The sequence below is a fragment of the Pseudomonas cuatrocienegasensis genome (genome assembly GCF_900110925.1).
Classification (GTDB): Bacteria; Pseudomonadota; Gammaproteobacteria; order Pseudomonadales; family Pseudomonadaceae; genus Aquipseudomonas; species Aquipseudomonas cuatrocienegasensis.
Window position 1 is genome coordinate 1 of sequence record NZ_FOFP01000025.1, and the last position, 12,540, is coordinate 12,540.

Here is a 12,540-nt window from a genome sequence, read left to right on the forward strand (position 1 = left end):
AAGCGCTGTGAGGCGTTGAGCTAACCAATACTAATTGCCCGTGAGGCTTGACCATATAACACCCAAACAATTTGATGTTTGCGTGTCTCTATGAAGACTGCAACAGCCGAAAATTTGCAAGACTACAAACCACGACATCACATACCCAATTCGAGGCAGCGTACTGCATCAGCAGCACGGTACCTCAGCTGAATTGCTTGACGACCATAGAGCATTGGAACCACCTGATCCCATCCCGAACTCAGTAGTGAAACGATGCATCGCCGATGGTAGTGTGGGGTTTCCCCATGTGAGAGTAGGTCATCGTCAAGCGCCTATACCGAAACCCCAGACCTTGAAAGAGGTCTGGGGTTTCTTCTTTGTGCGCGGGAAAGTGCAGTTGGACTCGTTCTGGGGCTGAACAACAGGCTAGCCTCTAGAGCACGGCTGGGTGTTCTGCTTAGCATTGGGCCAGGTTTGTAGAGGGCTGTGTGCCCCCGTCGCTATGCTGCAAATATTCACCTTAGCCCGGCTGTCCATCCACCCGCGCAGTCCAGAACATCTGCGCGTAGTAGCGTACGAACAGGGCAAAGGCCGCGATCCACAACAGGCTGGAAAGCCCCAATCCCGCAGCGGGCGCAAACGGCACCAGTAGCACCCGCGCCAGCACGGCCAACTGCAAACTGGCAAACGCCCATCCCATGGCTGCCGATGGCTCTAATGGTCGACCGGTATGGCCAAGGCTGACCCGCGCGAGCATCGCCAGAATCGCCCCGCTCACGGTACCCAATGCCAGGGCGTGATAGGCCAAGCTGGCGACGCTCAGCCAGCCGGCATGCCAGGCCGCCATGGCCAGTAACGCCAGCGGCAACCAGGCGTAGGCCAAGTGCAGCGACCACAGCAGCGGCACCCGCCAGATCCCGGCGTCATACCAGTGCCACAAACGCAGACCATGCAGCGCAACCAGAGTCAGTAACAATGGCAGCAGCCATAGCGACGGTTGCATGGTCAGGCCTCCGGCAAACAGCAGCGCCAGACTTAGCGACAACACCAGCACCAGCAGATCCAGGCGCGGCCGCGGTGCAGCAGGCTCCGCTTGATTAAGGCCGCGTTGGGTAAAGAACGGAATCACCCGCCCGCCGATGATGCTCACCAACGCCGCAATCAGCCACAACCCGGCCAATGCACCGCGCCGCTGCAGGGCATCATCCCCCAGCGCCAGGCCATACAGCAGCAGCCACTCGCAGCCCGCCATCAGCAATACCACAACCACCAGTGGGTAATTACGCCACTGGCGCACCGCCCATAGCTGCCGCCCAAGCAACAAAGCCAGCAGTGGTAGAAAGGGCAGTTGCAGCGCCAGCAAGAGTGGCAACGACGCGCCGAACAGCCAGGCCAGCCTCGCCAGTAACCAGAGGCCAAACAGCGCCGCCAGCGGCCAACCGCTCAGGCCTGGCCGCCCCGTCCAGTTCTGCACGGCGGTGAGCAGAAAGCCGGCAATGATTGCCACGGCAAAGCCGAACGGCAGCTCATGCCGATGCCACGCCAGGCTACCGCCCACCGGCTGCCACCCTGGCAGATAACCCAGCAACACCAGCGCCCACAGACCTATTGCCAGTACGGCAAACAGCGCGCCACCGAGAAAGAACGGGCGAAAGCCCAGCCGCCACAGTGGCGCAATGGCCAATTCCTGCTGCCGATCACGCAACTGCACAGCAAGGCTCCTGTTGCTTGCGCAGGTGTTGCTGCGCAGCCAGGCGCAGCACATAACCGAGCTTGAGCAAGCCCGGGCCGATGATCGTCAGCGCATGCGCCGTAACCAGGCTGCCCATGCTCAGCTGCGCCTCCAGGCCATAGGCGCCCAACAAGCCGCTGAGCAACAGCAGCACGCCGGCCAGCAGCATACGGTTCGCCAGTTGCAGCACCCGCGATGGACAGGACAGATACGCCAACATAATCACCTCCTAGGCTTGGTTATTAACGGTCCAGCGCGCTGGCCGGACCAAAGAACTCGTAATGGCTCTGCGCCGCCGGTACGCCTAGGCTGTGCAGATGCCGTTTGACCTGCGCCATAAACGGCTTGGGGCCGAGAAAGTAGGCATCCATCGCGCTGCTCAGGCAGCCACTCAGCTAACTGTTCCAGGCTGAGAAACCCCTCAGCATCGCCTGTGTCACCGTCACGCGGCTCGCTGTAGCACACGTAATGGCGCACCTGCGGGCGCTCGTCACACTGCGCTTCAACCCAGTCACGGAAGGCATGCACACCGGCATGCCGGGCGCAGTGGATAAAGTGAATATCGCGGCCCGTGTCGCGCGCCGCCTCCAGCATGCTCAGCGCCGGGGTGATGCCGACGCCGGCGGTGATCAGCACCAACGGCTTGGCCGACTCGCGCAGAACAAAATTCCCCGCTGGGGCAAACAGCTCCAGGCTGTCGCCGACCTGCAGTTGGTCATGCAGGTAATTGGAGACCTTGCCACCCACTTCGCGCTTGACGCTGATGCGGTACTCGCGACCATTGCTCAGGGCCGACAGCGAGTAGTTGCGGCGCTGCTCGCCGCCGTCCAGCAGCAGGCGCAGGCCGATGTACTGGCCCGCCTGGAATGCCACCAAAGCGCCGCCGTCAGCCGGCACCAGGTACAGCGAAACAATCTCCTCGCTCTCCCGCACCTTGCGGCTCAGGCGGAAACTGCGCGCCCCGCGCCAGCCACCCTCGGCATCGGCGTTGGCACTATAAGCAGCTTCTTCGGCACCGATGAGTATGTCCGCCAGTTGCCCATAAGCCACGGCCCAGGCCTCGAGCACCGCATCGGTGGCGATCTCCTCACCGAGCACTTCACGAATCGCCCGCAGCAGGCAGCGGCCGACAATCGGGTAATGCTCGGGCAGGATCTGCAGCGACACATGCTTGTTGACGATCTGTCCTACTAGAGGCCCCAGCGCCTCCAGCCGGTCGATATGCCGGGCGTACATCAGCACCGCATTGGCCAGGGCACGTTGTTGGCCGCCGCTGGCCTGGTGCGCTTGATTAAACAGCGCGCGCACTTCTGGATACTCAGTGAGCATCATCTGGTAGAAGTGCCGGGTCAGGGCCTCACCGCCGCTTTCCAGCAGGGGGACGGTGGCTTTGATCAGGGCGGTTTGTGCAGGGGTCAACATAGCGCTTCCTCGTCAGGGCGACACGCTGCACTTGCGCAGCGGTCTGGTTCATATCACCCTGACTGTTACAGAAAGCATGCCAATTATTTTATTTATATTAATCATGGACTTATAAATATATGTGTCTTTATGACAGCGTGTATTTAGAGTCTTAATGACAGCTAGTGTGTCCTTATGACAGCAAGTCCACTGCTCACCGCACTGATTCCTCTGGTCGCCGATCTGTCCCGCGAGCTGCCGGAAGTCGAGCGCTATCGCCGTCTACTGCAGGCGCTACGGCAGTTGCTGTCGTGCGACGCCGTGGCGCTGCTCAAACTCGATGGCGATGTACTGATTCCGCTGGCCGCCCTTGGCCTTAGCGCCGACACCCTCGGCCGGCGCTTCAAACTCGACGAACACCCGCGTCTGCAGGCGCTGTTGGCGCACCGTGGGCCGACCCGCTTTGCCACCGATTGTGAGATGCCCGACCCCTACGACGGTCTGGTCGACGGCCATCGCGGCCACTTGCCCGTTCACGACTGCCTCGGCTGCCCGCTGTATGTGCAGGACCAGCCCTGGGGTCTGCTGACCCTCGATTCGCTCGATCCGGCGAGCTTCGGCCGAGTCGATCTGGACAACCTGCAGGCCTTCGCCAGCCTGGCTGCCGCCACGGTGATGGCCAGCGAGCGGATCAACGCACTGCTGCAACGCGCCGAGGATCAGCACCGGCTGGCCGAAGCCTACAAGCAGGCCGCCGGCCAGCAACGCCCGCGTGAACTGATCGGCCAGAGCGCCGTGCACAAGCGCCTGCAGGCGGAAATCGCGCTGGTCGGCAACAGCGAGCTAAATGTGCTGATCAGCGGTGAAACCGGGGTCGGCAAGGAGCTGGTCGCCGAAGCCCTGCACGCCGCCTCGCCCCGCGCGGCCAAGCCGCTGATCAGCCTCAACTGCGCGGCGCTGCCTGACAACCTGGTGGAAAGCGAACTGTTCGGCCATGTACGCGGCGCCTTTACCGGCGCGCATAACGAGCGGCGCGGCAAGTTTGAACTGGCCGATGGCGGCAGCCTGTTTCTCGATGAAATCGGCGAGCTGCCTTTGCCCGCGCAAGCCAAGCTGCTGCGTGTGCTACAGAGCGGCCAGCTGCAGCGGGTCGGTGCCGACCAGGAACAGCGGGTCAACGTGCGCGTGCTCGCCGCCAGCAACCGCGACCTGGCCGAGGAAGTACGCGCTGGGCGTTTTCGCGCCGACCTCTACCACCGCCTCAGCGTCTATCCGCTGAAAGTCCCAGCACTGCGCGAACGCGGCCGCGATGTGTTGCTACTGGCCGGCTACTTCCTCGAAGAAAACCGCGCGCGCCTGGGGCTGCGCAGCCTGCGCCTGACCGCCGAAGCCCAGGCCAACCTGCTGGCCTACAACTGGCCAGGCAACGTGCGCGAACTCGAGCACCTGATCGGCCGCGCCGCGCTCAAGGCTCTGGCCGGTTACAGCGAACGCCCGCGCATCCTTAGCATTGATAGCGCGCATCTGGATTTGCCGGCTAGCCAAGCCGCCGCACCTGCAACTCAAAGCGCCGCAGAGCCGCTCAACGAACTGCCACTGCGCGAAGCCCTCGACGCCTACCAGAAACAGCTGATCAGCCAGGCCCTCAGCCGCCACCAACACAAATGGGCCGCCGCCGCCCGCGAACTGGGCATCGACCGCGCCAACCTGATCCGCTTGGCCAAGCGCCTGGGTTTGCAATAAGCGGGCGCTAAAACGCAAAAAGCCCCGGATTTTCATCCGGGGCTTTTTGTATTGAAGGTGGTGCACCAGGCGGGATTCGAACCCACGACCCCTGCCTTCGGAGGGCAGTACTCTATCCAGCTGAGCTACTGGTGCAGCGCGGGCGCAATCATACGCATGTCGCTGGCGGGCGTCCATGCTGACGCAGTGGCGGTGATTGTGTGCGTCTATCGGTCGCGGAGACGACCAGAGTTTCTGGGTAAGAGCAGTGGACATGCAGCCGTTAATTTTTTCGAACAGCCTATTGCCCTTAATTGCTCTTTTCCCTAGCATTCGTTTGAGATTTCAAACGCTCTTGCTGCAATTGCCTGCGCTTATCCAGCACCCGCCAATCGACAGCTCGGGCCTTCCGATCAAGCCTGAATGTGCTGCCTTGCCGCGCATTCGATGAGATATGCCGATGCCAGGGTGTCGGGATTTAGGAGACTGCTATGCAATTGAAAGACACTCAGCTGTTCCGCCAGCAGGCCTATATCGACGGCCAGTGGCTGGACGCCGACAGCGGCCAGACCATCAAGGTCAACAACCCGGCCACCGGTGAAATCATCGGCACGGTACCGAAGATGGGGGCCGCAGAAACCCGTCGCGCCATCGAAGCCGCTGACCGTGCGCTGCCGGCCTGGCGCGCGCTGACTGCCAAGGAACGCTCGAACAAGCTGCGCCGCTGGTTCGAGCTGCTGATCGAGAACCAGGACGACCTCGGTCGCCTGATGACCCTGGAGCAGGGCAAGCCGCTGGCCGAAGCCAAGGGTGAAATCGCTTACGCCGCCTCTTTTATCGAGTGGTTTGCCGAAGAAGCCAAGCGTATTTATGGCGATGTGATCCCAGGCCATCAGCCGGACAAGCGCCTGATCGTGATCAAGCAGCCCATCGGTGTGACCGCGGCGATTACGCCGTGGAACTTCCCCGCGGCGATGATCACCCGTAAAGCCGGCCCGGCCCTGGCCGCCGGTTGCACCATGGTGATCAAGCCCGCCTCGCAGACGCCGTTCTCCGCTTTGGCCCTGGTCGAGTTGGCCGAGCGCGCCGGCATTCCGAAAGGCGTGCTCAGCGTGGTCACCGGCAGCGCGGGTGATATCGGCAGTGAGCTGACCGGCAACCCGATCGTGCGCAAGCTGAGCTTCACCGGCTCGACCGAAATCGGTCGTCAGCTGATGGCCGAGTGCGCCAAGGACATCAAGAAGGTCTCGCTGGAGCTGGGCGGCAATGCGCCCTTTATCGTGTTCGACGATGCCGACCTGGACAAGGCGGTCGAAGGCGCGATCATCTCCAAGTACCGCAACAACGGCCAGACCTGCGTCTGCGCCAACCGTCTGTACATTCAGGATGGCGTCTACGATGCCTTCGCCGAGAAGCTGAAAGCCGCCGTGGCCAAGCTGAAGATCGGCAACGGTCTGGACGAGGGCACCACCACGGGTCCGCTGATCGACGAGAAGGCCGTGGCCAAGGTCAAGGAGCATATCGCCGATGCCGTCAGCAAGGGCGCGACTGTGCTGGCGGGTGGTAACGCGATGCAGGGCAATTTCTTCGAGCCGACCATTCTGGTCAACGTGCCCAAGACGGCCGCGGTGGCCAAGGAAGAAACCTTCGGCCCGCTGGCGCCGCTGTTCCGCTTCAAGGACGAGGCCGAAGTCATCGCCATGTCCAACGACACCGAGTTTGGTCTGGCTTCGTACTTCTATGCCCGTGACCTGGGTCGGGTGTTCCGCGTGGCCGAAGCCCTCGAATACGGCATGGTCGGCGTCAATACCGGGCTGATCTCCAACGAGGTCGCGCCCTTCGGCGGGATCAAGGCGTCGGGCCTGGGCCGTGAAGGCTCCAAGTACGGCATTGAGGACTACCTGGAAATTAAGTACCTCTGCCTGGGCATCTAGGTAGTCGCTACTGCGCTTCGGTGATGCTGCGTTGGCGGGTTTGGTAAAAATGCTCATTGGCAACAGCCAACTCCGCTTTTTCCCAACCCCGCCGCCTTGCCTGACCTTCGCTCGCTACGCTCCGAAAATTCGCTGACCAGTCGCTGAAAGATTGAAACACCCCAGGTTCAACCAACGAGCCGGTCATCTGGGTTTGCAGCAGCGCAATACAGAACCTGAGCAACCGGCAGGGTGTGGCAGTCGATCATCGAATGCTGCGCACGCCTTTTCCCGGTTGCATTCATCCTTGGACCACGCCGCCCGATGAGCGGCGAATGAGGACCTTATGAGCAAGACCAATGCATCCCTGATGAAACGCCGTGAAGCCGCTGTTCCGCGCGGTGTCGGCCAGATCCACCCGATCTTCGCCGAGTCGGCGAAGAACGCCACGGTGACCGATGTCGAAGGTCGCGAGTTTATCGATTTCGCCGGCGGCATCGCAGTGCTCAACACCGGGCACCTGCACCCGAAAATCGTGGCTGCAGTGCAGGAGCAGCTGACCAAGCTGACCCACACCTGCTTCCAGGTGCTGGCCTATGAGCCCTATGTCGAGCTGTGCGAGAAGGTCGCCGCCAAGGTTCCGGGCGACTTCGCCAAGAAGACCCTGCTGGTCACCACCGGCTCCGAAGCGGTGGAAAACGCCGTGAAGATCGCCCGTGCCGCCACTGGCCGTGCTGGCGTAATCGCCTTCACCGGCGGCTACCACGGCCGCACCATGATGACCCTGGGCCTGACCGGCAAAGTCGTGCCGTACTCGGCCGGCATGGGCCTGATGCCCGGCGGCATCTTCCGCGCTCAGTACCCGTGCGCGCTGCATGGCGTCAGCACGGATGACGCGATCGCCAGCATCGAGCGCATCTTCAAGAACGACGCCGAGCCGCGCGACATCGCCGCGATCATCATCGAGCCGGTGCAGGGCGAGGGTGGTTTCTATGTCGCGCCGAAAGACTTCATGCTGCGCCTGCGCGCCCTCTGTGATCAGCACGGCATCCTGCTGATCGCCGATGAAGTGCAGACCGGCGCCGGCCGTACCGGCACCTTCTTCGCCATGGAGCAGATGGGCGTCGCCGCCGATCTGACTACCTTTGCCAAATCCATCGCCGGCGGTTTCCCCGTGGCGGGTGTGTGCGGCAAGGCCGAATACATGGACGCCATCGCACCAGGCGGCCTGGGCGGCACCTACGCCGGCAGCCCGATCGCCTGCGCAGCTGCCCTGGCGGTGATCGACGTCTTCGAGCAAGAGAACCTGCTGGAGCGCTGCAAGGTGGTCGGCGAGCGTCTGGTCAGCGGCCTCAAGGCCATCCAGACCAAGCACAAGAACATCGGCGAAGTACGCGCCCTCGGTGCCATGATCGCCATGGAACTGTGCGAGGGTGGCGATGTGCACAAACCTAACGCTGCGCTGACCGGGCAGATTGTCGCCAAGGCGCGGGAGAAGGGGTTGATCCTGCTGTCCTGCGGCACCTACGGCAACGTCCTGCGTGTGCTGGTACCGCTGACCGCCGAAGACGCTCTGCTCGACCGCGGCCTGGCGATCATCGCCGAGTGCTTCGACGAACTGGCCTGATCGCTGTCGCGTCACCCCTAGAACCCGTCTCGGCGGTCGTGCCGTTCACTTGTTGCAAGTGAGCGGCTTTTTTTTGCCTGCGCTCAGTGTCCTGCCAGCTCCGAAATCAGCGAGTTGACCACCATGCTGGCTTTTTCCATCTCGGTAACGGCGCGCAATACGCTGTTCCAATCCTGGCCCTGGGCGGCGTGCAAGGCCTCGTGTGCGCGGTCGTGGACTGACTTGTGCGGCTGCTCCAGTTGCTGAAAGCTGCGACGGTTGCCGTAGCGCCGGTTGGTGTCGCTGTTCTGGTACCACTGCCCGAGACGGCAGCTGGTGTGACTGCTCAGCTGTGTGTTGCTGTCCTGCAGGAACAACCGCTGGTAGACGGTGAGCTTGAACAGCAGGTGATCCAGCTTGACCGCTTCGCAGAACGAGCCCAGCGCGATGTTTTCGATGAGCTGGCTCATGTGCTCGCCCATCACCACCATTTCATCCAGGGTCTGCGCCGAGTGCGAGACGTCGCCAGACAAGCGTGTTGCCTCGTTGGACAGGCTGCCAATGGAGAGGCTGGCGCTATCGGTTTCCTGGTTGATGCTGGCGACCAGCGTGCTGATTTCCTGGGTGGCCTGGCTGGTGCGTTGGGCCAGGGCGCGCACCTCATCGGCGACCACGGCAAACCCGCGACCCTGGTCGCCCGCGCGGGCAGCCTCGATGGCAGCATTGAGGGCGAGCAGGTTGGTCTGCTCGGAGATGGCCTTGATCAGGTCGACGATGCGGCTGATCTCACCCACGCGCTGCTGCAGCAGGCCAACGCTCTGCACGCTGCTGACGCCCTGCACTGCCATGCCGTTGAGTGAGTTCGAGAAGCCACTGAGCAGTGTCGACGTTTCCTGGAAAATGCCCCGGCTCTGATCGAGCTTGGTGACTTCCTGGTTCAGTTGTTCGGCCTGGGTCACCACGCCGTCTCGGGTTTGCGAGAGAGACTCCTCGAAACGCGCCAGCTTGCCATGCAGTTCATGCTGGTAGCGCGTAACGCCGTGGAGTTCGGTATGCGCCTGCTGGCTTTGCTGCTGCAGGCTGCGCTGTGCTTCAAGTTCTTGTTGCAACGCGGCTTTTTCTTGGTTCAGGCGGCTGACTTCCCGCTCTAGATTTTCACAACGCAGGCGCCATTTACGATCGAACATGGAACACAACTCCAAACCCAGGCAGGTAAACGATTCGGCGAGGCCGGTACACCATTTATTTCGGCAGGCAAGGCTGAAGATTGAGTGTCATTAAAGCTCGGGGATTGCCTGCTTGGCCGCGTTATCCAAACCATCGCGCAACAGCGCCAGCGGCCGTGGGTGGTCGATGAAGTAGCCCTGCGCGTAATCGATCCCGAGTTCACGCAAGCAGTCCAGCGTCGCCTGGCTTTCGACGAACTCGGCCACGGTCTGCAGGCCGAGCTGTGCGGCAATCTGTTGCATGGAGCGGACCATCGCCTGGTTGATGGGGTCGGCTTCGAGGTCGCGAATGAAGCTGCCGTCGATCTTCAGAATGTCCAGGGGCAAGTGGCGCAGGTAGGCGTAGGAGGCGAAGCCGCTGCCGAAGTCATCCAGGGCGACTTTCAATCCCTGGCTGCGCAGTTGCTTGATCCAGCGTGACGACACCCCGAGTTCGCCCAGGGCGACCATCTCCGTGACTTCGATGCACAGCTTGGCCGGTGGTAGGCCGTACTCGTGCAATTGCGTGCTGAGTTGCTGGTGGAATTCACTGTCGAGCAGCGAGGCGGCGCTGAGATTCACATTGACCTGGGCCAGGCGCTCAAGATGCCGGGGGTTGGCCGCCAGCCATTGCAGCAGATGCTGAATGACCCAGCGATCGATGGCCCCCAGCAGGCCATAGCGCTCGGCGGCACCGAGAAACTGAGCGGGGCCGATCCACTCCGCGCTGATTGGGTCGCGGTAGCGCAGCAGCACCTCGTAATGCAGACGTGTATCGCTGTGCTGCAGCGCCATCACCGGTTGAAAGAACAGCTCGAAATGGCCTTGGTCGAGGCCTTCGCGCAGGCGGGTGATCCACTGCAGTTGGCGCTGGTGTTCGAGCAGTGCGCCGTCGGCCGGGTTGAACACCAGCACCCGGTTGCGGCCCTGGTGCTTGGCCTGCTGGCTTGCACTGTCGGCCCAGTTCAGTGCGCCCTGCCAATCGCTTACTGCGGGCCCGAGCGCCAGCAGGCCGATGCTGGCATACAGGCGAAATGGCCGGCCTTCCCAGGTGAATAGAAACTGTTCGACGCTGCGCCGCAGGTGCTCCGCCTGGCAGTTGGCTGCCTGGTCGTCGGTGTCGCGCAGCAGCACGGCAAACTCGTCGCCGCCGACCCTGGCCAGTTCGGCTGACGGGGGCAACTGGTGTTGCAGACGGCTGGCCAACTGACGCAGCAACTGGTCGCCGGCAGAGTGCCCGCAGAGGTCATTGACCTGTTTGAACTGGTCCAGGTCCAGATACAGCAGGTGGCTGAAGCGTCGCGCTCCACCGTTCAGGCTTTCCTGCAGCAGGCGCTCCAGTTCGCGGCGGTTGAGTAGACCGGTCAGCGAGTCGCGCGCGGCCAGGTGTTGCAGGCGCTCCTCCAGCGCACGGCGTTCGCTGAGGTCGACAACGATGCCTTCGATGCAATCCTGAGCTGGGCGCAAGTGCAGCGACAGGTAGACCCAGCGCGGCGTGCCCTGCAGGTCGTGGAGTTGGCATTCCTGGCTGATGGCCGGTTGCGCAAGGTTCAGGGACGCGGTCAGTTGCTGCCAGGTACTGGCCCCCAGCAAGCGCTGGATCGCTGTGCCGACCAGCGCGTCGGGCGCCATATCCGGCTGGAGAAAGCGCGCCAGGCTGGGATTGGCCTCCAGCAATATGCCGGCAGAGGTGCAACGGAAAATGCCCTCGCTGGCGCTGCGAAACAGCGCCCGGTACTGCTCCAGATTACTGATCGCTTGGGCCTGGCTGACCAGCAAGGCGCGCCGCACGCGCTCCAGCTGGCGATCCAGCAGGGCGGCGAACAGCAGCATGCTGATGGCTGGCAAGTAGGCGTGCAGGTAGATAAAACCAGGAGGCAGCGGCATCAGCCCAGAGCGGCTGAGTGGCACGATGAGCATCAGCACCAGGGCTGTGCTCCAGCACAGGAGATAGCCCAGGGCGTAGGGGCGTCGCTGCCACAGCCCGAGCAACACCAAAAGCATCTGGAAAAGCCCAGTGATCAGGATCACAACATTGAGCGTGGCATAGGCCTGGTCACTTACCAGGCTCCAGCTGCATACCACCAGGGTGCTGGCAAAGAGCAGATCGCGCGCCCAGCGCAGGCGGCCCAGGCGTAGCTTCAAGGCACTGGCCAAAAACAGCGTGCTGAAAATCAGCATCACGGGGTTGGCCAGGTTCGCCAGCAGCGGTGGTAACCAGGGCCAGTCAGGCAAGAGCAGCCCGGTCAGACCATGCACCGTCGCGTTGTACACCGCCACGCCGACCACGGTGATGCAGAAATAGCCCATCTGCGGTTCACGCAGGGTGGCGAAACGGATCAGGTAGAACAGCGCGAAGCTGAGCATTGCTCCCAGCAGTAGGCCGCTCTGCAGCCAGGCCTGGGCACTCAGCAGAGGGGCTTGGTCGGCGTTGACCAGTTGCATGGGCAGGCTGATCGAGGAGCCGCTCTGCACCCGGACCAGCAGGGTATGTGGGCCCTGACCGAGCGGCGGCAGGTTGAGCATGAAGTGCGGATAGGGTGCGCCCCGCTGCAGAAAGGGCAAGCGGTCGCCGCTGTACAGGGGGTGGGCCAGGTGGCGGCCGTCGAACACCCAGACTTGCAGATCATCGAGAAAGGGGTGGTCAATCAACAGGCTGAGCCGCTGCAGGGCAGGCAACTGCAGTTGCACCGCGGCCCACCAGGCGCTGGTGGAGTAGCCAAGGCGCGGGATGCCACTGTGTAGTACGCCGCGCGCGGGCAGGGCCTGTAACACCTCCGTGGCGGTCAATGTGCCGCTCGGGTCTTCGAGCAGCAGGCTGTGCTCGATCGGCCTTGGCTGCTGCAGCTGTTCGGCACTCAGGGTCAGGCTTGGCAAAGTCGTGGCCGGCGCCTGCATGCCCCAACAGGCAAACATCAGAAGCAGCCAGCGTAATACAGGTTTCATCCGATGGCCTCAGCGCCGACATCAACAAGCGCC

General features: G+C 62.6%; 7 protein-coding genes, 1 tRNA gene, 1 rRNA gene and 2 pseudogenes. 4 read left to right on the forward strand and 7 right to left on the reverse strand.

The window, feature by feature from the left end:
• Window positions 1-196 precede the first annotated feature (196 nt).
• Window positions 197-312, forward strand: a 5S ribosomal RNA gene (rrf, locus tag BMW49_RS22565).
• 190 nt (window positions 313-502) lie between these two features.
• On the opposite strand, the gene BMW49_RS22570 is transcribed toward rrf, so the two are convergent.
• From BMW49_RS22570 to hmpA, 3 genes and pseudogenes are all read right to left on the reverse strand, one after another.
• Complete coding sequence (locus tag BMW49_RS22570; protein ID WP_069521421.1) at window positions 503-1,693, reverse strand: NnrS family protein; 1,191 nt, start codon at window positions 1,691-1,693, stop codon at window positions 503-505.
• Window positions 1,680-1,934 (reverse strand): hypothetical protein, encoded by a 255-nt coding sequence (locus BMW49_RS22575; protein WP_069521419.1) that lies wholly within the window; start codon window positions 1,932-1,934, stop codon window positions 1,680-1,682. The genes BMW49_RS22570 and BMW49_RS22575 overlap by 14 nt, the downstream gene beginning before the upstream one ends.
• A gap of 22 nt (window positions 1,935-1,956) precedes the next feature.
• A pseudogene (gene hmpA / locus BMW49_RS22580) lies at window positions 1,957-3,136 on the reverse strand (NO-inducible flavohemoprotein).
• 174 nt (window positions 3,137-3,310) lie between these two features.
• On the opposite strand from hmpA, the gene norR reads away from it, so the two are divergent.
• Complete coding sequence (norR, locus tag BMW49_RS22585; RefSeq protein ID WP_069521417.1) at window positions 3,311-4,858, forward strand: nitric oxide reductase transcriptional regulator NorR; 1,548 nt, start codon at window positions 3,311-3,313, stop codon at window positions 4,856-4,858.
• A gap of 58 nt (window positions 4,859-4,916) precedes the next feature.
• On the opposite strand, the gene BMW49_RS22590 is transcribed toward norR, so the two are convergent.
• A tRNA-Arg gene (locus BMW49_RS22590) sits at window positions 4,917-4,993 on the reverse strand.
• 335 nt (window positions 4,994-5,328) lie between these two features.
• Here BMW49_RS22590 and gabD point away from each other — a divergent pair.
• Together gabD and gabT are read left to right on the forward strand one after the other, a co-directional pair.
• On the forward strand, window positions 5,329-6,771 hold the full coding sequence (gene gabD / locus BMW49_RS22595) for an NADP-dependent succinate-semialdehyde dehydrogenase (protein WP_069521415.1): 1,443 nt from the start codon (window positions 5,329-5,331) through the stop codon (window positions 6,769-6,771).
• Window positions 6,772-7,096: 325 nt separating this feature from the next.
• Entirely contained in the window at window positions 7,097-8,377 is a 1,281-nt protein-coding gene (gabT, locus tag BMW49_RS22600) for a 4-aminobutyrate--2-oxoglutarate transaminase (protein WP_069521413.1), read from the forward strand.
• 83 nt (window positions 8,378-8,460) lie between these two features.
• Here gabT and BMW49_RS25710 read toward each other — a convergent pair whose 3' ends face one another.
• The 3 genes and pseudogenes from BMW49_RS25710 to BMW49_RS22610 all read right to left on the reverse strand — a co-directional run bounded on the left by BMW49_RS25710 (window position 8,461) and on the right by BMW49_RS22610 (window position 12,507).
• On the reverse strand, window positions 8,461-8,847 hold the full coding sequence (locus BMW49_RS25710; protein WP_425272770.1) for a CZB domain-containing protein: 387 nt from the start codon (window positions 8,845-8,847) through the stop codon (window positions 8,461-8,463).
• Window positions 8,848-8,850: 3 nt separating this feature from the next.
• Window positions 8,851-9,126, reverse strand: a pseudogene (locus BMW49_RS25715) (methyl-accepting chemotaxis protein); the annotation flags it as partial.
• 507 nt (window positions 9,127-9,633) lie between these two features.
• On the reverse strand, window positions 9,634-12,507 hold the full coding sequence (locus BMW49_RS22610) for an EAL domain-containing protein (RefSeq protein ID WP_069521409.1): 2,874 nt from the start codon (window positions 12,505-12,507) through the stop codon (window positions 9,634-9,636).
• Window positions 12,508-12,540: the final 33 nt, after the last annotated feature.

Excerpts from the sequence above, each read along its gene's own strand:
- gabT (WP_069521413.1), top strand. The coding sequence starts at position 7,097 with ATGAGCAAGACCAATGCATCCCTGATGAAACGCCGTGAAGCCGCTGTT.
- BMW49_RS22575 (WP_069521419.1), bottom strand. The coding sequence starts at position 1,934 with ATGTTGGCGTATCTGTCCTGTCCATCGCGGGTGCTGCAACTGGCGAAC.
- BMW49_RS22610 (WP_069521409.1), bottom strand. The coding sequence starts at position 12,507 with ATGAAACCTGTATTACGCTGGCTGCTTCTGATGTTTGCCTGTTGGGGC.
- norR (WP_069521417.1), top strand. The coding sequence starts at position 3,311 with ATGACAGCAAGTCCACTGCTCACCGCACTGATTCCTCTGGTCGCCGAT.
- BMW49_RS25710 (WP_425272770.1), bottom strand. The coding sequence starts at position 8,847 with ATGGTGGTGATGGGCGAGCACATGAGCCAGCTCATCGAAAACATCGCG.
- gabD (WP_069521415.1), top strand. The coding sequence starts at position 5,329 with ATGCAATTGAAAGACACTCAGCTGTTCCGCCAGCAGGCCTATATCGAC.